Genomic DNA, 17,746 nt, shown 5'->3' on the forward strand with positions numbered 1-17,746 from the left:
GTCCAATGCACGGAATCGCGATAATCGATCCACTCATGCATCAGCACAGCTCAGGGCGGCGCCTGTCAATGAACCGTTACGAAGAAGACGCGTCGGTGACACGTTCGCTGGCTCCCCGGCTCGCGTACTTCGCGGCCGTGGCCCGGCACGAGCACGTCACCCGCGCCGCACACGAACTGGGCGTCCCCCAGTCGACGCTGTCCCGGGCCATGGTCCGCCTCGAACAGGACCTGGGGGTCACCCTGTTCGCCCGCAAGGGCCGCACCGTCGCCCTCACCACCGCCGGCCGCACTTTCCTCGCCTCCGCGGAACGGGCCCTGGACGGCATCGCCCGCGCCGCCGAATCCGTCCGGCAGGACGCCGACCCGGCCTTCGGCAAAGTCGCGTTCGGCTTCCTGCACACCCTGGGACCCGAGACCGTACCCGGCCTCATCCGGGCCTTCCGCGCCGACCACCCGCGCGTGCGCTTCTCCCTGGTGCAGAACTACGGCGAGGCCATGCTGGAGCGGTTGCGCGCCGGCGAGCTCGACCTCTGCCTCACCTCGCCACTGCCCGACGCCCCCGACCTCGTCGCCCGGCGGCTGGACGAGCAGCGGCTGCGCCTGGTCGTCCCCGACGACCACCGCCTGGCGGGCCGCAAGCGCATCCGCCTGACCGAGGCCGCCGAGGAGGCGTTCGTCACCCTGGAACCGGGCTACGGGCTGCGCCGCATCACCGACGACCTGTGCGCGCAGGCCGGTTTCGCCCCGCGCGTCGCCTTCGAGGGCGAGGAGGCCGAAACCCTGCGCGGACTGGTCGCCGCGGGCCTCGGCGTGGCCCTGCTGCCGCCGCCGGCCGTCGCCCGGCCGGGTGTCGTCGAACTGACGGTGACGGCCCCGCGCGCCGTCCGCGAGATCGGCCTCGCCTGGCTCGACGGCCACCCCGACACCCCGCCGGTGGCCGAGTTCAAACGCTTCCTCCTGTCCCGCCGGGGCCGCCTCATCCCGGACCTGGAGCCCTCCGCCGGGTGACCCGGGCCGTCCGCCGAGGCGGGCTCCGGCGGCGGCTTCGGCGACCGGGCTGCGGGTTCCCGCAGCGGGGCCTGGGTCCTGTCGTCGAAGTGGCGGCGGGCCAGGCGGGACGTTGGCGACAGGGCCTAGGGGGCGTCCGGCGGGGCCGAGGGCCCGGGGGTGTGGTTCGCGGAGAGCAAGTACCCGGCCTGGAAGCGCGACTTCGCGCCGATCGCGCGCATGATCTCCGCGATGTGCCGCTGGCAGGTGCGCTCCGACATGCCGAGCCGCCGGGCGATCACCTTGTCCTCGAGCCCCTCCGACAGCAGCCGGACGATAGTCTGCCGCAACTCGTCCGAGATCGACCGTGCCGCGTCCGGGCTGACCGTGGTGGGGAACGGATCCGCCCCCAGCCAGGACCGTTCGAAGGTGCCCCGCATGAAGTGCACGACGTTCGGCTCGCGCACCACCAGCGCGGCGCCGCTGCGGTCCGGCACGCCCATCAGACCCGTGTGGTCGTCGAAGACCAGCATCCGCATCAGGCCGTCGCCCAGCGTCCGTACCTGCGCGCCCAGCGCCGTCACGCGTTCGACGTACGCCGCCGTCGGCCGCGAGTAGCGCGCCGTGTGCTGGTAGAGCGTGCGCATCCGCACCCCGCGCGCCAGCAGCGACTCGTCCCGCCCGATCGACTCCTCCAAGGTCTCCAGCGGCCGTCCGCCGCCCGGCTGCGAGGTCAGCAGCTCCTGCTCGCACGCCGCCACCAGCTCTGCGATCAGCCCCCGTACCGCCCCGAGGTCCGTCACCAGCTCCAGGCGGCCCGATCCGCTCAGGTCGCGGTGCGCCGTCCCCGCCTCGTAGGCCGGAACCAGGGCCTCCAGCCGCCCCCGCAGCCGGTCCATCTCGTCGTGGGTCTCGCGCGCGAGCTGGGCCAGCGGTGCCAGCGCCCGCGCCGCCGCGGCCCGGGGTGCGACCGCGCTCCAGCGGTCGGGCCCGCCGCCCGGTGCCCGCTGGAGCAGGTGCGCGGCGGCCAGCTCCAAGATCGCGGCCCCCGCGCGCACGCCCAGGGCCTCGGTGGCCTCGGCGCCGTCGAAGGCGTGCCGTTCGGCGGCGTAGGCGTAGAGGCGCCGGGCCGCGGGGCTGAGGTCTTCGGCTTGATCGGCTGGCATATGCCTATTCGTCCCGGCCTGTGTCCGTTCGTAAACCCCTCGTATTCCCGCAAGGCGGCAAGACGACCCCTGTCAGGCGGCTTTCGGCATATGCCGAAGGGGGCACAGTGGTCGCACGGCGTGAGGGGGGAGCGCGGTTATGCGGCAGGCGACACCCAGGGACGAAGCAGGCCCGGTGGCCGTCCTGCTGAGCCCTCGCCCCGCCGTGGTGGCGGCCGCCCGCCGTGCGGGCGCTCGCACCGTGGTGGTCGCGCCGCATCCATCGGTGCCATCCGACCGTGAGGGGGCGGAGCGGCGGGTACGGACGGACTGGCGCGACCACCGCCACCTGGTCGGGGCGCTCCACCGGATCGAGGCGGTACGGCACGGCCGCGCCGCCGTCTTCGGCTTCGACGCCACCGGAGCGCTCGCCGCCGCCCGCGCCAACGAGGAACTCGGCCTTCCGGGCACCCCCACCGCCGCCGTCACCGCCCTGATGGACAAGGCCGCGCTGCGCGCCCGCGCCAACACCCTGCACCCCGGCCGCCCCGTCTCCTTCGCCCGCTGCGGCCGCGCCGAGACGCTCCCCTTCGTCGCGACCCTCATCGGCTACCCCTGCGTCGTGAAGCCCCGGGCGGGCGCCGGCGGCGAAGGGGTCCGGCTGGTCCACGACGAAGCCGAGGCCCGGGCCGCCGCCGAGGGTTACCCGGAGATCACCGACCTGCTCGTAGAGGAGTACCTGGAGGGGCCCGAACTCACCGTCGCGGCCCTCTCCCGCGACGGCCGGCACCGCATCCTGGGCTGGTCCCGCCGCCTCACCGGCCCCGGTCTCACCGCCACCGGCCACGACCTGCCGGTCGCCCTGGACCCCTCGACCGCCCAGGCCGTACGGGCCCTCGTGCGGGGCGTCCTGGCCCTCGCCGGACACCGCGACGGCCCCTCGCACACCGAGGTCGTGCTCACCGCACACGGCCCCCGCCTCATCGCGGCCCACGCCCGCCCCGGCGGGGAGGAGTTCGGCCGGCTGCTGCGGGTCGCCCACGGCACCGACGTGCTCGCCCTCGCGCTCGCCGCCGCGCTGGGCCTGCCCGAGCCCGCGCACAGTCCGCGCGCCGCGTACGCCGGGCTGCGGTACGTCGACTTCCCGCCCGGCCGCGGCCCCGGCGTGGTCCGGCCGGGGATCGCCGCCGCCCGGGCCGTGCCGGGGGTGGTCCGGGTCCAGCTGGAGATCCCGCCGGGGGCCACGGTCCGCCACGCCCCGACCGGCGGCCGGCACCACGCCTACGTCCTGGCCACCGCCCCGACGGCCGGCGGGCTCGCCCGCATCCTGGACCGGGCCGCTGCTCTCATGCGGCCCGCGGACCGGCGGATGCGTCAGCCCGAGGGCTTCGCGTAGCCGGGGAAGCCGGTCCAGTCCACTGTGACGCAGGGCTCGTCGCCCACCACCCAGGCGTTGTGACCGGGAGGCACCCGCATGTAGTCGCCGGGGCCGAACTCGGCGCTCTCGCCGTCGTCCATGACGACATGCATCCGGCCGCTCACCACGTAGGCGGTGTGGTCGGCCCGGCAGCTGTCTGTCCCGGCCAGCGGCTTCACGTGGTCCGACCACCTCCAGCCCGGCTCGAAGGTCGCCCGACCGACGGCGGCGCCGCCGCCGGTCTCCAGCAGCTCCAGCCTGCCCATGCCGTCGACGAACGCCCGGGTCTCGTCGGCCCGGTCGAAGCTCCTGGACACCATTCCGGCCATGATCCACCGCCTGCGGGAGGAGAACGCCCCGAGTCCACTCCTCACGGTACGCGCGATGGTGCCGCCCCACCGCTTCCTCTCACGGCCGTCCACCGCTCCCTCCCGCCGGCCGTCCACCGCTCCCTCCCGCCGACCGCCCGCCGGCCCCGGCGGCCGGGCGGCCGGCCGCCCCGCCTCAGCGCCGCAGCGAGCGCCCGAATCCCGAGGCCAGCGGCATCCGCAGGCCCAGCGGCGGGGGAGCGGCCAGCGCATCGGTCACCGGCCTCGAGTACCGTCCCGAGCACACCGCGCCGAGGACGAAGTCCACCGCGAGCGCCACGACTTCCGGCTGGTGCTCGCGCAGCCCGTGCCCGTCGGAGTGGACCTCGAAGCGGCACGTGGACCGGTTCGCCTTCTTGGCCCGCGCCGCCAGCCGGAAGGAGTCCTCCGGATCGCTGCGCGCGTCGTTCGTCCCGTGCACGATCAGCACCTGCCGCCCCGACAGCTGGTGCACCGGTTCGGGGGAGTCCACCGCCGCTCGGGTCAGGCACGGGGCGAGCGAGACCACCGAGTTGACGGCGTCGTGGCCCGCCGCCCGCAGCGCGGCCAGGCCGCCCGCCCCGTAGCCGGCCAGGCATACGGGCACGTCCCCGTAGCGGCGTACCGCCTCGTCCACCGCCCACCCCGCCTGCTCCTCCCGGGAGGCCCCCCGGGCGTGGACCACGGTGTGCGCGACCAGCCCCTGCCCGCCGCCCGCCCGGGCCAGGGCGCGCCCCAGCGGACGCAGCGGACCGGGGGAGAACCGGGACGCTCCGGGAAGCAGGAGCACCACACCACTGACTGTCGAGTCCGAGCCGATCGCGCCGGCCGCCCGCCCCAGGCGGGCCCCGCGCGCCGGCGGCGCATGCTGTGCCATGGCGGAACAGTCTCAGACGCCGAGGTGTACGACAGCCGTCCGTGCGGTCTCTGTTACATATCGGCGCTCGCGGCCCGGCCCCGCTCTACGCGCGTAGGAGTTAGAGTGCCCAGATGACGAGCGAGACCCCCAACCTGCCGACCCCGGATCAGATCCGCCGCTCCCCGAAGGTGCTGCTGCACGATCACCTCGACGGTGGACTGCGTCCCGGGACCATCATCGAGCTGGCCCGCGACGCCGGCTACACGAGCCTCCCCGAGACCGACGCCGGCAAGCTCGGCATCTGGTTCCGGGAAGCCGCCGACTCCGGCTCCCTCCCGCGCTACCTGGAGACCTTCGCGCACACCTGCGCGGTCATGCAGACGAAGGAGGCCCTCTTCCGGGTCGCCGCCGAGTGCGCCGAGGACCTGGCCGAGGACGGCGTCGTGTACGCCGAGATCCGCTACGCGCCCGAGCAGCACCTGGAAGCCGGCCTAACCCTCGAAGAGGTCGTCGAGGCCGTGAACGACGGCTTCCGCGAGGGCGAGCGGCGCGCGAAGGCCGCCGGCCACCGCATCCGCGTCGGCGCCCTGCTGACCGCGATGCGCCACGCCGCCCGCGCGCTGGAGATCGCGGAGCTGGCCAACCGCTACCGCGACAACGGCGTGGTCGGCTTCGACATCGCCGGCGCCGAGGCCGGGTTCCCCCCCACCCGCCACCTCGACGCCTTCGAGTACCTCAAGCGCGAGAACAACCACTTCACGATCCACGCCGGGGAGGCCTTCGGCCTGCCGTCCATCTGGCAGGCCCTGCAGTGGTGCGGTGCCGACCGGCTGGGCCACGGCGTGAAGATCATCGACGACATCGAGGTCGCCGAGGACGGCACGGTGACCCTGGGCCGCCTGGCCTCCTACGTCCGGGACAAGCGCATCCCCCTGGAGATGTGCCCGACCTCGAACCTGCAGACCGCCGCGGCCGCCTCGTACGCGGAGCACCCGATCGGTCTGCTGCGGAAGCTGCACTTCAGGCTCACGGTCAACACCGACAACCGCCTGATGAGCGGCACCAGCATGAGCCGCGAGTTCGAGCACCTGGTGGACACCTTCGGCTACACCCTGGACGACATGCAGTGGTTCACCGTCAATGCGATGAAGTCCGCGTTCATTCCTTTCGATGAACGACTGGCCATGATCAACGAGGTCATCAAGCCCGGTTATGCGGAGCTGAAGTCGGAGTGGCTGTTCCGGCAGACCGCGTCCACCAGCGGTTCCCTCTCGGCCTAGGCCACGGCCTGACGTACTGAAAGCGTCCGGGAGGAGCAATTCCCGGGCGCTTTCTCGTATTTAAGGATGTTTGCGGGCGAGGGTTCGAAGTGACTAGCTTTCGGAGCCGCTCAATCCCCCGTCGCAAGGACACGTTTTCATGAAGCAGTCAGCTGCCAAGATCCTCGGTACCGCCGCGCTCGGCGCGGCCTTCGCCGCCGTCGCCGCCGGTACTGCCTCGGCCGTCCCGGCCGTCGGCCTCACCGACGCGCTGGGCACCGCCACCGGCGCGCTCCAGGGTGTGACCAGCCAGCAGCAGATGAACTCCCAGGAGGGCGGTCAGCCGAGCGACCCCACCGCCGCGGTCACCGGCCTGCTGGGTCCGATCACCGGAGCCCTGAACAACTGACGCCGTCGCACGTCGAACGCGCCCGCGGCGGTCGCACGCCCCTTCGACAGGGTGTGTGAGCCGCCGTGCGGTGTGTCACGATCGCCACCAACTGCCCGCCGACACCATCGGTATGAGGTCCTTGGTCATGCGCATGAAGGCACGAGCGACCCTGGTCGCACTGGTCCCCGCCCTGCTGCTCGCCGCGGTCGGATGCGGCGGTGCGAACAGCCCCGACAGCGCCCCGCCGGCCCGGGACCCGGACCCCAAGGGCTCCGCGAGCCCCGCTTCCGGCGCGCCCGGCGCCCCCGCCGCGACGCCCGGCGGCACGGCCGCGCCCAGAACCGGGGGCACCCGGGCGGAGCGGTCCGCACTGGAGCAGGGCGACCTGCCCGGCTACCAGATCTCGGCGCAGGGCAAGAACCCCAATGCCCCGGACGGCCAGCCCCAGGCCGACAAGAAGGCGTGCCAGCCGCTGGCCGACATCATGGGCGACAAGCCCGATCCGGCCGCGCGCGAGACCGTCAACCGGGGCGTCGGCTCCCAGAAGCAGGTCGGACTCGCCGTCTCCGCCTCCGTCAGCTCCTACGCCGAGAGCGACGCCAAGGCGCTGATCGCCCGGCTCAAGGCCGCCGTGCCCGCCTGCGGCACGGGTTTCAACGCCACGGTCGACAAGCAGACCGGCAGCTACCGCGAGGTCCGGGCCGCCGACTACCGCACGGCCGGGGACGAAAGCGTCAGCTGGACCACGACCGCGGCCGCCCAGGGCGTCTCCGCGCAGGTGCACCTGGTCGTCGTCCGCGAGGGCGACGTCATCGTGCGGCTGATGGCCCTCAACGTCGCCGCGGCCCAGCAGAAGACGCAGGTGCCGCAGGAGGTCGCGGACAAGCAGCTCGAAAAGGTCCAGCGGGCCGGCTGACCGGGAGCGGGCGCCGGCCGGTCCACCGGCCGGCACCGGCCGCCTACCAGGCGGCGGAGGCGGGCTTCTCGTTCGGCAGGAGCAGCCACAGGGCCAGGTAGATCAGGACCTGCGGGCCGGGCAGCAGGCACGAGACGACGAAGATGAGGCGCATCGTGTTGGCGGACATTCCGAAACGCCGGGCCAGTCCGGCGCAGACGCCGCCGATCCATCGACCGTCACGGGGGCGGACAAGGGCGCTCATGGTGTTCTCCTTCACCGGGATCGCTGTTCCGCCGCCCTGAAGACCAGTGCAGCTCGCGATGACTCAATACTCCCGGGGAACCGCGGAGAGGACCTCGGTCCACGGACCGAGCCCGACCCTGGAGATTCTCGGGGTGGACCCCTGATAAGCGGTGCGTGAGCGCCGCAGCCGGGCGCGCAGCGCCGGTACGACGGCCGCGTGCGCGAGCAGCACGCCGACGGTGTTCAGCAGGACCGAGTCCACGTCGACCACCTGCCCCGGCACGGCGGTCTGGAGCAGCAGGATGCACACCGACACCAGCGCGGCCGCCGCCCCGGTCCGGGCCAGCGAGGACCACGCGGACAGCGCCGACGGCGCGAGCCGCCCGCCGGCGAGCGGCAGCAGCACCCCGAGCGGGGCGAGCAGTGCCAGCCCCTCGCCGATCCGGCGGGCCCCCTCCAGCGGCCCGTAGGCGAGGTCCGCCTTGATCCCCTCCAGCGGGGTGAGGTTCGCGGCCGCGGCCCAGGGCACGTCCAGTGGTCGCAGCGTCAGCCAGCCGACGACCAGGAGGTGGGCGGCCAGCAGGGCGCCGCCCAGGAGCCGGAACCGGAAATGGATGGCGGTGGCGGCGCTGTCGCCGGCCTCATGACGCTGCACACCTGCGAGGACGCGCCGTCCGGTGGCGCCGGTTCCGTTCCGCGCCGGGTGTGGTCGGGAGCACGTTCGGGAACCGCCCGTGCGGAGGCGCGCAGCGCGTGTCGACCGGTCCCGTCAGCCGTCAGCCGTCAGCCGTCAGCCCCCAACCGTTCGCCCGGCACCCGTCGACCGGTCGCCGGTCCGCCTCAGCCGCTCAGCGCTCAGCCCGTCGCGAGAAGGGCGATCAGCAGGACGGCGCCGGCCGCGGCGGGCGCGATGATCTCGTACGACCAGTGCACGCGCACGCCGCCCTGCGCCCCGGCCCGCGCGGCTCCGCGCTCGGCCAGCTCCTGCAGTTCGTCCACGATCTTGTCGGCGGCCGACCGCTGCGGCCCGGCCGCCGTGTCGGCCCGTGCGCCGGCCGGGTCGGACGCACCCCGGCCGGTCAGCCCGCCGCGGCGGCCGAGCCGGCCCTGGCTCGCCTTCTTCCGCTCCCGCAGCGAGACGGGGACCGACCAGAGCTGGTACTTCGACCCCCCGGCCAGCACCTCCGCCGAGTACCCGGCACGCACCGCGTCCACGCTCGCCCAGGGCAGCTCGATGACCCGGAACGGGTTCCGCACGCGCATCCGGTCGTCGTTGGCGAAGACGGCGGGCCGGATCGTGAAGGCCACGATCAGCGGCACCACGCACAGCGCCAGCGCCAGCGCGACCCAGGGGGTCTCGCCGGAGCCGCGCACCGCCGCGTCCCCGCAGAGCCATGCGGTCAGCGCGAGCAGCAGCACCCCGGTGACCACGGCCGTGGAGGAGCGGTAGACCCGGTCGTCGTAGACGGGCTCGTCGGTCGGCTGCTGCTGGCTGCTCATGGGCCCGATTGTGCCCCACGCCGTCCCACCACCACGAGATCGGCGGGGAGAAAGGAGCGGCCGGGGCCGGTGCCGCTTGTGCCACGGTCGGGCGGCCATCGGCGGAGGTGTCGATTCCGCACCGGAACCGGCCGATTTCGGGGGAGGGGGTGACAGGCCGCTACGCGCGTAGATATGCTCATGTGGTGACCATGCCCACCACCCTCACCGCATTCGCCGACGTGACGACGTCCGACAGTGCGCTGCGCCGCTTCCTGCACGGGCTGCCCGGCGTCGACGCAGTCGGACTGGAGTCCCGCGCGGCCGCCCTCGGCACCCGCTCGATCAAGACGACGGCCAAGGCGTACGCCATCGACCTGGCCATCTCGATGATCGACCTGACGACGCTGGAAGGCGCGGACACCCCGGGCAAGGTCCGGGCGCTCTCCGCGAAGGCCGTCAATCCCGATCCGACCGACCGTACGACGCCCATGACCGCCGCGGTCTGCGTCTATCCCGACATGGTGGCCACCGCGAAGGCCGCCCTGAACGGCGCCGACGTCAAGGTGGCCTCCGTCGCGACGGCCTTCCCGGCCGGCCGCGCCGCGCTGCCCGTCAAGCTCGCCGACACCCGTGACGCCGTCGCCGCCGGCGCCGACGAGATCGACATGGTCATCGACCGTGGCGCCTTCCTCGCCGGCCGCTACCTGGACACGTACGAGCTGATCAAGGCCGTCAAGGAGGCATGCGTCCGTCCCGACGGCACCGCGGCCCGCCTCAAGGTCATCTTCGAGACCGGTGAGCTGTCGACGTACGACAACATCCGCCGCGCCTCCTGGATCGGCATGCTCGCGGGCGCCGACTTCATCAAGACCTCGACGGGCAAGGTCGGCGTCAACGCCACCCCGGCGAACACGCTCCTGATGCTCGAAGCCGTCCGCGACTTCAAGGCGCAGACTGGAATCCAGATCGGCGTGAAGCCGGCCGGCGGCATCCGGACCACCAAGGACGCGATCAAGTTCCTGGTCCTGGTCAACGAGACCGTCGGCGAGGACTGGCTGAGCAACCACTGGTTCCGGTTCGGCGCCTCCAGCCTGCTCAACGACCTGCTGATGCAGCGCCAGAAGCTGAGCACCGGCCGTTACTCCGGTCCCGACTACGTGACGGTGGACTGATCACCATGGCATCTGTATTCGAATACGCACCGGCTCCCGAGTCCCGCTCGGTCGTCGACATCGCCCCCTCCTACGGGCTCTTCATCGACGGCGAGTTCACCGACGCCGCCGACGGCCGGGTCTTCAAGACCGTCTCGCCGTCCTCCGAAGAGGTCCTCGCCGAGGTCGCCCAGGCGGGCGCCGCCGATGTCGACCGGGCCGTCGGGGCCGCGCGCAAGGCGTTCGAGAAGTGGTCCGCGCTGCCCGGCTCCGAGCGCGCCAAGTACCTCTTCCGCATCGCGCGGATCATCCAGGAGCGCAGCCGCGAGCTCGCCGTCCTGGAGACGCTGGACAACGGCAAGCCCATCAAGGAGACCCGCGACGCGGACCTCCCGCTGGTCGCCGCGCACTTCTTCTACTACGCGGGCTGGGCGGACAAGCTCGACCACGCCGGCTACGGCCCGAACCCGCGGCCGCTGGGCGTGGCCGGCCAGGTCATCCCGTGGAACTTCCCCCTGCTGATGCTCGCGTGGAAGATTGCCCCGGCGCTCGCCACGGGCAACACGGTCGTCCTGAAGCCCGCCGAGACCACCCCGCTCTCCGCCCTGTTCTTCGCGGACATCTGCCGGCAGGCCGGTCTGCCCAGGGGCGTCGTCAACATCCTCCCCGGTTACGGCGACGCGGGCGCGGCCCTGGTCGAGCACCCGGACGTCAACAAGGTCGCCTTCACCGGCTCGACCGCCGTGGGCAAGAAGATCGCCCGCCACGTCGCCGGCACCGACAAGAAGGTCACCCTGGAGCTGGGCGGCAAGGGCGCCAACATCGTCTTCGACGACGCGCCCATCGACCAGGCCGTCGAGGGCATCGTCACCGGCATCTTCTTCAACCAGGGCCAGGTCTGCTGCGCGGGCTCGCGCCTGCTGGTTCAGGAGTCGATCCACGACGAGCTGCTGGACTCCCTCAAGCGCCGCCTCTCCACGCTGCGCCTGGGCGACCCGCTCGACAAGAACACCGACATCGGCGCGATCAACTCCGCCGAGCAGCTCGCCCGGATCACCGCGCTCGCCGACACCGGCGAGGCGGAGGGCGCCGAGCGCTGGTCCCCGGCGTGCGAGCTGCCGTCGGCCGGCTACTGGTTCGCCCCGACGCTCTTCACCAACGTCACCCAGGCGCACACCGTCGCCCGCGACGAGATCTTCGGCCCGGTGCTGTCCGTGCTGACCTTCCGCACGCCCGACGAGGCCGTCGCCAAGGCCAACAACAGCCAGTACGGCCTGTCCGCGGGCATCTGGACGGAGAAGGGCTCGCGCATCCTCGCGGTCGCGGGCAAGCTCCGTGCGGGTGTCGTCTGGGCCAACACGTTCAACAAGTTCGACCCGACCTCGCCCTTCGGCGGCTACAAGGAGTCGGGGTTCGGCCGCGAGGGCGGCCGCCACGGCCTGGAGGCTTACCTCGATGTCTGATGTGTCGGCGGCGACGTCCCGCCTGAACGTCTTCAAGACCTACAAGCTGTACGTCGGGGGCAAGTTCCCCCGCTCCGAGAGCGGCCGGGTGTACGAGGTGACTGACTCGAAGGGCAACTGGCTGGCCAACGCCCCGCTGTCCTCCCGCAAGGACGCCCGGGACGCCGTGGTCGCGGCCCGCAAGGCCTTCGCAGGCTGGTCCGGCGCCACCGCCTACAACCGCGGGCAGGTCCTCTACCGCATCGCCGAGATGCTGGAGGGCCGCCGCGGGCAGTTCGTCCGCGAGGTCGCCGACGCGGAGGGGCTGTCCAAGTCCAAGGCGGCGGCCGTCGTGGACGCCGCCATCGACCGCTGGGTCTGGTATGCGGGCTGGACCGACAAGATCGGCCAGGTCGTCGGTGGGGCCAACCCCGTCGCGGGCCCGTTCTTCAACCTCTCCACCCCCGAGCCGACCGGCGTCGTCACGGTCGTGGCACCCCAGGACTCGTCCTTCCTGGGCCTGGTCTCGGTGATCGCCCCGGTGATCGCGACGGGCAACACCGCCGTCGTGATCGCCTCGGAGGAGTCCCCGCTGCCCGCCCTCTCCCTCGGCGAGGTGCTGGCCACCTCCGACCTGCCCGGCGGCGTGGTCAACATCCTGTCCGGCAAGGCCGCCGAGATGGGTCCGCACCTGGCCGCCCACCAGGACGTCAACGCGATCGACCTGGCCGGCGCCGACGCGGCGCTGGCCAAGGAGCTGGAGATCGCCGCCGCGGACAACCTCAAGCGCGTCCTGCGTCCACAGCCTGTGGACGACTGGGCCGCGGATCCGGGCACGCACCGCATGACGGCGTTCCTGGAGACCAAGACGGTCTGGCACCCCACGGGTTCGCTGGGCTCGGGCGGGTCCTCGTACTAGAAGACCCCCCGCCGCGACCGGCCCCGGCAGCTTCCCCCGAGCTGCCGGGGCCTTCCCGTGCCCCTACTGCGGGAGGACCGGCCCGAGCAGCGAGGACACGGCCGCGGTGGGCAGCTCGCCGACCGAGGGCCCCTGCGTGAGCACGCCGGTGACCCTGCCGGTGCCGACCGCCGGGAAGTCCGCGACCTTGGTGGCGACGCCGTTGTCCAGCGGGTCCACGCCCGTGTGAGCGAGCGGGTTCACCTTGAGGTTGGCGAGGGGGTCGGTGACCCCGGCCAGCGCCGCCGGTACGTCGAGCTCGCCGGCCTGGGCACCGCCCGCGGCCATCGCGAGCGCGGCGCCCGCCATCGAGAGGGTCAGCCCTGCGGTGCGCAGGGTGCTGGTGTGCGGAGCTGCGTGACGTGCCATGGTTCCCGCCTGTGGTCGTAGTCGCGTGCGCACGCAGCGTAATCGAGGTGTGATCCTGGATACCAACCGGCCACCGGAGGGGTCCCCTGCAGGGATGAATGGTTCAGACTGGTGTCCCGTGAGCTCTTCCCCCCTGCCGACGCGCGTCGTGCTGCTGACCGGACCTTCGGGTTCCGGCAAGTCCTCGCTGGCGGCCCGCTCGGGCCTGCCCGTCCTGCGCCTGGACGACTTCTACAAGGAGGCGGACGACCCGACCCTCCCGCTGGTCCAGGGCAGCGCGGACATCGACTGGGACTCCCCGCTGTCCTGGGACGCGGACACGGCCGTCGCGGCGATCGAACAGCTGTGCGCGACGGGCCGTACACAGGTCCCCGTCTACGACATCGCGACGTCCTCCCGGGTCGGGACGGAAGCGCTGGACATCGCCCGGCCGCCGCTGTTCATCGCGGAGGGCATCTTCGCGGCCGACATCGTCGCCCGCTGCCGGGAGCTCGGGCTGCTCGCCGACGCGATCTGCCTGCGCGGGCGGCCCTCGACGACGTTCCGGCGGCGACTGGTGCGGGACCTGCGCGAAGGGCGCAAGTCCGTGCTCTTCCTGCTGCGCCGGGGCTACCGGCTGATGCGGGCCGAGCGGGGCATCGTGGCCCGGCACACCGCGCTCGGCGCCCACGCCTGCGGCCGCGACGAGGCCCTCGGCCGCCTGGCCGCCGCCGGGGCCGGCCAGAACCGCCCCGCCCCCGCCGCGGCGTAGCCCGAAACGCCCCGAACCCGCGGACGCGAAAGGGGGCGGGATCAGTCGGACCCCCGGCCGACTGATCCCGCCCCGTTCTCCCCCCCGTACGGCCACCGCCCCACCCCCGCGGGACGGCCCCCCGGCCGGTGGTCCGTCAGGCGACGAGCTCCTCGAAGGACTCCGCCTCATCGGCGCCGAAGCGCAGGCCCTCGTCCTCCCGCAGCCGCCGCAGCGACCGCCAGATGCTCGACTTCACCGTGCCCACGCTGATCCCGAGGATCTCCGCGATCTCCGGGTCGGTACGGCCCTCGTAGTACCGCAGGACCAGCATCGTGCGCTGCGGCTCCGGGATCCGGGACAGCGCCTGCCACAGCACCGCGCGCAGCTCCGTACCCCGCATCGCGTCCGTGTCCGAGGCCGTCTCCGGCAGTTCCTCCGTCGGGTACTCGTTCAGCTTGCGCCGGCGCCACGCACTGATGTGCAGGTTCGTCATCGTGCGGCGCAGGTACCCGCCGAGTGCCGCCTTGTCGGTGATCCGGTCCCAGGCGCGGTAGGTGGAGAACAGCGCGCTCTGCAGCAGGTCCTCCGCCTCGTGGCGGTCGCCGGTGAGGTGGAAGGCCGTCGCGTACAGGGCGGCCCGGCGCTCCTGGACGTAGGCGGTGAACTCCGCCTCGGACGCCGAGGACGGGGTGCGCTGTGCGGGAACCGCCTGGTACTGCTGCGCGTCAATGGCTACGACGTGTGCCGGCCGGGGCCGGGCTACCGCGACGTTACGGACACCCGCCCGGCGGTTCACATCGTGCAGCCGCGTGACAACCGCGCTGGTGGTGGTGCTGTGCAGCGTGTTCATCTCGCGCCCCCCGTCGTGGAGTCTTCCGTCCGTTGCCGTGCTCCGGCTTGTTGGTAGAAGCCTGCCCGGCCGACTTAACCGCGGTGTCCGCCGACTGTCACAGGCCTGTCACAGGGGCCTCCGCCGCGGCCCGCCGCGATCGGGTCTCCCCGCCGGTCGAACTCCCGAGGGCCGATGGGACAGAATGAGCCCGTGCCCTTCCTGTTGCTGATCGAGGACGACGACGCCATCCGCACGGCCCTCGAACTCTCCCTGTCCCGCCAAGGCCACCGCGTGGCCACCGCGGCGACGGGCGAGGACGGCCTGAAACTGCTGCGCGAGCAGCGGCCGGATCTGATCGTGCTGGACGTGATGCTGCCCGGGATCGACGGCTTCGAGGTGTGCCGGCGGATCCGCCGCACCGACCAGCTGCCGATCATCCTGCTCACCGCGCGCAGCGACGACATCGATGTCGTCGTCGGCCTGGAATCCGGTGCCGACGACTACGTCGTCAAGCCCGTCCAGGGGCGGGTCCTCGACGCCCGCATCCGCGCCGTGCTGCGCCGCGGCGAGCGCGAGTCCAGCGACTCGGCGAGCTTCGGCTCCCTCGTCATCGACCGGGCCGCCATGACGGTGACGAAGAACGGCGAGGACCTCCAACTCACCCCGACCGAGCTGCGGCTGCTGCTGGAGCTGAGCCGCCGTCCCGGACAGGCCCTCTCCCGCCAGCAGTTGCTCCGCCTGGTCTGGGAGCACGACTACCTCGGCGACTCGCGGCTCGTGGACGCCTGCGTGCAGCGGCTGCGCGCCAAGGTCGAGGACGTGCCCTCCTCGCCGACCCTGATCCGCACCGTCCGCGGCGTCGGCTACCGCCTGGACTCCCCGCAGTGATCCCGGCGCTGCTCGCGGGCCGGCGCTGGACCAGCCTGCGGCTGCGGCTGCTCGTCGTGTTCGCGCTGGTCGCGCTGACGGCCGCGGTCTCGGCCTCCGGGATCGCGTACTGGCTCAACCGGGAGGCGGTCCTCACCCGTACCCAGGACGCGGCCCTCGGCGACTTCCGGCAGGAGATGCAGAACCGGGCCGCGGCGCTGCCCGCCGAGCCGACCCCGCAGGAGATCCAGCGCACCGCCGAACTGATGGCGGGCAGCAGCCCCGGCTACAGCGTGCTGCTGGTGCAGCAGACCCGGGGCGGCCAGCAGGTGTCGGGGGCGGCGGGGCCGGACGCCTTCGGGCTGGACGACGTACCGAAGTCCTTGCGGGACGCGGTCGACGACCGGCAGAAGACGACGGCGGCGAACGACGCCGAGTACCACATGTACTGGCAGCGGACGAAGCCCGGCGGCAACCCCTACCTGGTCGGCGGGACGCGCATCGTCGGCGGCGGGCTCACCGGCTACATGTACAAGTCGCTCGCGCAGGAGCGGGACGACCTCAATGCCCTGGCCTGGTCGCTGACGATCGCCACCGGCCTGGCGCTGCTGGGGTCCGCGCTGCTCGCCCAGGCCGCGGCCCGTACGGTGCTGAAGCCGGTGCAGCGGCTGGGCGACGCGGCGCGGCGGCTCGGCGAGGGCGAGCTGGACACCCGGCTCGACGTGTCGGGGACCGACGAACTGGCCGACCTCTCGCACACCTTCAACAAGACGGCCGAGGCGCTGGAGAAGAAGGTCGCCGACATGAGCGCGCGGGAGGAGTCGAGCCGGCGCTTCGTCGCGGACATGTCGCACGAACTGCGCACGCCGCTGACGGCGTTGACGGCCGTCGCCGAGGTGCTCGAGGAGGAGGTCGACGACCTCGACCCGATGATCGCACCGGCCGTGGCACTGGTCGTCAGCGAGACGCGGCGCCTCAACGACCTGGTGGAGAACCTGATGGAGGTCACCCGCTTCGACGCGGGAACGGCCCGCCTGGTGCTGGACGACGTGGACGTGGCCGACCAGGTCACGGCGTGCATCGACGCGCGCGCCTGGCTGGACGCCGTCGAGCTCGACGCCGAGCGGGGCATCGTGGCGCGGCTCGACCCGCGCCGCCTCGACGTCATCCTGGCCAACCTGATCGGCAACGCGCTCAAGCACGGCGGCTCGCCGGTGCGGGTGAAGGTGGTCGTCGAGGGCGAGTGGCTGGTGATCGCGGTGCAGGACAACGGTCCCGGCATCCCGCAGGACGTCCTGCCGCACGTCTTCGACCGGTTCTACAAGGCGAGCGCGTCGCGGCCGAAGTCGGACGGGAGCGGGCTCGGCCTGTCCATCGCCGTGGAGAACGCGCACATCCACGGCGGCGACATCACCGCGGCCAACGGGCCGGGGGGCGGCGCGCTGTTCACGCTGCGGCTGCCGGTGGACGTGGGGAGGGTGATCGCGGGTGGGCAGGACGCGTAGGGCTCTGCCGGCGGTGTCGGCGCTCCTGGCGCTGCTGGCCGTCACGGGCTGCGGGATCAGGGCGACGACCGTGCCGGTCGACGTGGGCCCGGCGCCCTCGCGGGTGTCGTGCGACACCCCGGCGCAGCCGGGCGGGCAGGGCGGTGTGCAGGGCTTCCGGGCCACGGTCGAACTGGTCTGCGGCTCGGAGTTGGTGGGCGTGGAACGGGTGGTGCCGGTGCCGGAGAAGCGGCCGCTGCGGGACCCCGTCGCCCTGGTCGTGCAGGCCCTGCTGGAGGCGCTGGAGAAGACGCCGTCGGGTGAGGAGCGGGACGCCGGGTTCTCCACCGGCGTGCCGGCGGGGCTCACGGCGGGGGCGCCGCGGCCGGGCGATCCGCCGGGGACGGTGCGGCTGAGCCGCAAACCGGAGGACCTGCCGCCGGTGGCCCTGTCGCAGATCGTGTGCACGCTGGCGGGCAGCGAGGCGGTGTCGGCGGGACCGGGACCGGTGGTACTGGGCGGGCCGGACGCGGATCCGCCGCGGGCGTGGGAGTGCACGGACGCGGTCCGCTCCCGGCCGGAGTCCGTGCCGACGCTGGGCGAACTGGTCCGCCCGACCCCTTCCTGAGGCGCCCACCCGTCTGCCGCGCCGCTGCCGGGGCTCCGCCGCGGACCCGCGCCTCAAGCGCCGGCGGGGCTCGATGTGCCCTGCGCCGCCCAGACCCACCGGCGATTGAGGTGCGGGCGCGGAGCGTCGTGTGGGGGCTTGGCGAAAGTCCCGCGTTCGGAAACGGCGAACGGCCCCCCGGGCCGGAGCTCGGGGGGCCGAACGGGACGATCAGGGGGCTACGGCCGCCCGCCGGACCGACCGACGTCGGTC

Annotated in this window: 20 protein-coding genes; 12 read left to right on the plus strand and 8 right to left on the minus strand. The window is 73.1% G+C overall.

Annotated elements, in window-relative coordinates; all coding sequences use genetic code 11:
- Nucleotides 1-68: 68 nt before the first annotated feature.
- Entirely contained in the window at nucleotides 69-1,010 is a 942-nt protein-coding gene (locus AC07FY_RS21600) for a LysR family transcriptional regulator (RefSeq protein WP_479008540.1), read from the plus strand.
- A 125-nt stretch (nucleotides 1,011-1,135) separates the two neighbouring features.
- Here the strand turns inward: AC07FY_RS21600 and AC07FY_RS21605 are convergent, their stop codons facing one another.
- Entirely contained in the window at nucleotides 1,136-2,155 is a 1,020-nt protein-coding gene (locus AC07FY_RS21605) for a LuxR C-terminal-related transcriptional regulator (protein ID WP_479008542.1), read from the minus strand.
- Nucleotides 2,156-2,420: 265 nt separating this feature from the next.
- On the opposite strand from AC07FY_RS21605, the gene AC07FY_RS21610 reads away from it, so the two are divergent.
- Complete coding sequence (locus tag AC07FY_RS21610; protein ID WP_479008544.1) at nucleotides 2,421-3,530, plus strand: ATP-grasp domain-containing protein; 1,110 nt, start codon at nucleotides 2,421-2,423, stop codon at nucleotides 3,528-3,530.
- Here AC07FY_RS21610 and AC07FY_RS21615 read toward each other — a convergent pair.
- Entirely contained in the window at nucleotides 3,509-3,880 is a 372-nt protein-coding gene (locus AC07FY_RS21615) for a cupin domain-containing protein (protein ID WP_479008726.1), read from the minus strand. The genes AC07FY_RS21610 and AC07FY_RS21615 overlap by 22 nt on opposite strands.
- A 175-nt stretch (nucleotides 3,881-4,055) precedes the next feature.
- A complete protein-coding gene (locus tag AC07FY_RS21620; RefSeq protein ID WP_479008546.1) occupies nucleotides 4,056-4,775 on the minus strand; it encodes an alpha/beta hydrolase in 720 nt (239 codons plus the stop codon).
- A gap of 113 nt (nucleotides 4,776-4,888) precedes the next feature.
- On the opposite strand from AC07FY_RS21620, the gene AC07FY_RS21625 reads away from it, so the two are divergent.
- The 3 genes from AC07FY_RS21625 to AC07FY_RS21635 all read left to right on the plus strand — a co-directional run bounded on the left by AC07FY_RS21625 (nucleotide 4,889) and on the right by AC07FY_RS21635 (nucleotide 7,323).
- A complete protein-coding gene (locus AC07FY_RS21625; protein ID WP_479008548.1) occupies nucleotides 4,889-6,037 on the plus strand; it encodes an adenosine deaminase in 1,149 nt (382 codons plus the stop codon).
- Between the two features lie 139 nt (nucleotides 6,038-6,176).
- Nucleotides 6,177-6,425 (plus strand): hypothetical protein, encoded by a 249-nt coding sequence (locus tag AC07FY_RS21630; protein WP_479008550.1) that lies wholly within the window; start codon nucleotides 6,177-6,179, stop codon nucleotides 6,423-6,425.
- Nucleotides 6,426-6,558: 133 nt separating this feature from the next.
- On the plus strand, nucleotides 6,559-7,323 hold the full coding sequence (locus AC07FY_RS21635; protein WP_479008552.1) for a hypothetical protein: 765 nt from the start codon (nucleotides 6,559-6,561) through the stop codon (nucleotides 7,321-7,323).
- Between the two features lie 43 nt (nucleotides 7,324-7,366).
- Here AC07FY_RS21635 and AC07FY_RS21640 read toward each other — a convergent pair whose 3' ends face one another.
- The 3 genes from AC07FY_RS21640 to AC07FY_RS21650 all read right to left on the minus strand — a co-directional run bounded on the left by AC07FY_RS21640 (nucleotide 7,367) and on the right by AC07FY_RS21650 (nucleotide 9,048).
- Nucleotides 7,367-7,567, minus strand: a complete 201-nt coding sequence (locus AC07FY_RS21640) for a PspC domain-containing protein (protein WP_479008554.1) — start codon at nucleotides 7,565-7,567, stop codon at nucleotides 7,367-7,369.
- A 63-nt stretch (nucleotides 7,568-7,630) separates the two neighbouring features.
- Nucleotides 7,631-8,203: a VanZ family protein gene (locus AC07FY_RS21645; RefSeq protein WP_479008556.1), complete on the minus strand. Its 573-nt coding sequence runs from the start codon at nucleotides 8,201-8,203 to the stop codon at nucleotides 7,631-7,633.
- A 200-nt stretch (nucleotides 8,204-8,403) separates the two neighbouring features.
- Nucleotides 8,404-9,048, minus strand: a complete 645-nt coding sequence (locus AC07FY_RS21650; RefSeq protein WP_479008558.1) for a PH domain-containing protein — start codon at nucleotides 9,046-9,048, stop codon at nucleotides 8,404-8,406.
- 191 nt (nucleotides 9,049-9,239) lie between these two features.
- On the opposite strand from AC07FY_RS21650, the gene deoC reads away from it, so the two are divergent.
- The 3 genes from deoC to AC07FY_RS21665 are packed head-to-tail and all read left to right on the plus strand — an operon-like array spanning nucleotide 9,240 to nucleotide 12,542.
- Entirely contained in the window at nucleotides 9,240-10,202 is a 963-nt protein-coding gene (deoC, locus tag AC07FY_RS21655; RefSeq protein WP_479008727.1) for a deoxyribose-phosphate aldolase, read from the plus strand.
- Nucleotides 10,203-10,207: 5 nt separating this feature from the next.
- Entirely contained in the window at nucleotides 10,208-11,644 is a 1,437-nt protein-coding gene (locus AC07FY_RS21660; protein WP_479008560.1) for an aldehyde dehydrogenase family protein, read from the plus strand.
- On the plus strand, nucleotides 11,637-12,542 hold the full coding sequence (locus tag AC07FY_RS21665) for an aldehyde dehydrogenase family protein (protein ID WP_479008562.1): 906 nt from the start codon (nucleotides 11,637-11,639) through the stop codon (nucleotides 12,540-12,542). The genes AC07FY_RS21660 and AC07FY_RS21665 overlap by 8 nt, the downstream gene beginning before the upstream one ends.
- Nucleotides 12,543-12,605: 63 nt before the next feature.
- Here the strand turns inward: AC07FY_RS21665 and AC07FY_RS21670 are convergent, their stop codons facing one another.
- Nucleotides 12,606-12,950, minus strand: a complete 345-nt coding sequence (locus tag AC07FY_RS21670; protein WP_479008564.1) for a hypothetical protein — start codon at nucleotides 12,948-12,950, stop codon at nucleotides 12,606-12,608.
- A 94-nt stretch (nucleotides 12,951-13,044) separates the two neighbouring features.
- Between AC07FY_RS21670 and AC07FY_RS21675 the strand changes: the two genes are divergently transcribed.
- On the plus strand, nucleotides 13,045-13,701 hold the full coding sequence (locus AC07FY_RS21675) for a uridine kinase family protein (protein WP_479008565.1): 657 nt from the start codon (nucleotides 13,045-13,047) through the stop codon (nucleotides 13,699-13,701).
- A gap of 136 nt (nucleotides 13,702-13,837) precedes the next feature.
- On the opposite strand, the gene AC07FY_RS21680 is transcribed toward AC07FY_RS21675, so the two are convergent.
- Nucleotides 13,838-14,533, minus strand: coding sequence for a SigE family RNA polymerase sigma factor (locus tag AC07FY_RS21680; protein ID WP_479008567.1), 696 nt, complete (start codon nucleotides 14,531-14,533; stop codon nucleotides 13,838-13,840).
- Between the two features lie 192 nt (nucleotides 14,534-14,725).
- Between AC07FY_RS21680 and afsQ1 the strand changes: the two genes are divergently transcribed.
- Genes afsQ1 through AC07FY_RS21695 form a run of 3 tightly spaced genes read left to right on the plus strand, consistent with a single transcriptional unit; the run spans nucleotide 14,726 to nucleotide 17,494 of the window.
- Nucleotides 14,726-15,403, plus strand: a complete 678-nt coding sequence (afsQ1, locus tag AC07FY_RS21685) for a two-component system response regulator AfsQ1 (RefSeq protein WP_063754818.1) — start codon at nucleotides 14,726-14,728, stop codon at nucleotides 15,401-15,403.
- The gene (locus tag AC07FY_RS21690) at nucleotides 15,400-16,887 is read left to right on the plus strand and encodes an ATP-binding protein (RefSeq protein ID WP_479008569.1); all 1,488 of its coding nucleotides are present in this window, start codon (nucleotides 15,400-15,402) and stop codon (nucleotides 16,885-16,887) included. The genes afsQ1 and AC07FY_RS21690 overlap by 4 nt, the downstream gene beginning before the upstream one ends.
- Complete coding sequence (locus tag AC07FY_RS21695; protein ID WP_479008571.1) at nucleotides 16,871-17,494, plus strand: hypothetical protein; 624 nt, start codon at nucleotides 16,871-16,873, stop codon at nucleotides 17,492-17,494. The genes AC07FY_RS21690 and AC07FY_RS21695 overlap by 17 nt, the downstream gene beginning before the upstream one ends.
- Nucleotides 17,495-17,746: the final 252 nt, after the last annotated feature.

The organism is Streptomyces sp. NPDC045967, from assembly GCF_056430495.1.

Bases quoted from the DNA above. Each gene is read 5' to 3' on its own strand.
- AC07FY_RS21600 (WP_479008540.1), top strand. From the start codon at position 69: ATGAACCGTTACGAAGAAGACGCGTCGGTGACACGTTCGCTGGCTCCC.
- AC07FY_RS21605 (WP_479008542.1), bottom strand. From the start codon at position 2,155: ATGCCAGCCGATCAAGCCGAAGACCTCAGCCCCGCGGCCCGGCGCCTC.
- AC07FY_RS21615 (WP_479008726.1), bottom strand. From the start codon at position 3,880: ATGGCCGGAATGGTGTCCAGGAGCTTCGACCGGGCCGACGAGACCCGG.
- AC07FY_RS21620 (WP_479008546.1), bottom strand. From the start codon at position 4,775: ATGGCACAGCATGCGCCGCCGGCGCGCGGGGCCCGCCTGGGGCGGGCG.
- AC07FY_RS21625 (WP_479008548.1), top strand. From the start codon at position 4,889: ATGACGAGCGAGACCCCCAACCTGCCGACCCCGGATCAGATCCGCCGC.
- AC07FY_RS21630 (WP_479008550.1), top strand. From the start codon at position 6,177: ATGAAGCAGTCAGCTGCCAAGATCCTCGGTACCGCCGCGCTCGGCGCG.
- AC07FY_RS21635 (WP_479008552.1), top strand. From the start codon at position 6,559: ATGAAGGCACGAGCGACCCTGGTCGCACTGGTCCCCGCCCTGCTGCTC.
- AC07FY_RS21640 (WP_479008554.1), bottom strand. From the start codon at position 7,567: ATGAGCGCCCTTGTCCGCCCCCGTGACGGTCGATGGATCGGCGGCGTC.
- AC07FY_RS21650 (WP_479008558.1), bottom strand. From the start codon at position 9,048: ATGAGCAGCCAGCAGCAGCCGACCGACGAGCCCGTCTACGACGACCGG.
- deoC (WP_479008727.1), top strand. From the start codon at position 9,240: ATGCCCACCACCCTCACCGCATTCGCCGACGTGACGACGTCCGACAGT.
- AC07FY_RS21660 (WP_479008560.1), top strand. From the start codon at position 10,208: ATGGCATCTGTATTCGAATACGCACCGGCTCCCGAGTCCCGCTCGGTC.
- AC07FY_RS21665 (WP_479008562.1), top strand. From the start codon at position 11,637: ATGTCTGATGTGTCGGCGGCGACGTCCCGCCTGAACGTCTTCAAGACC.
- AC07FY_RS21670 (WP_479008564.1), bottom strand. From the start codon at position 12,950: ATGGCACGTCACGCAGCTCCGCACACCAGCACCCTGCGCACCGCAGGG.
- AC07FY_RS21675 (WP_479008565.1), top strand. From the start codon at position 13,045: ATGAATGGTTCAGACTGGTGTCCCGTGAGCTCTTCCCCCCTGCCGACG.
- AC07FY_RS21680 (WP_479008567.1), bottom strand. From the start codon at position 14,533: ATGAACACGCTGCACAGCACCACCACCAGCGCGGTTGTCACGCGGCTG.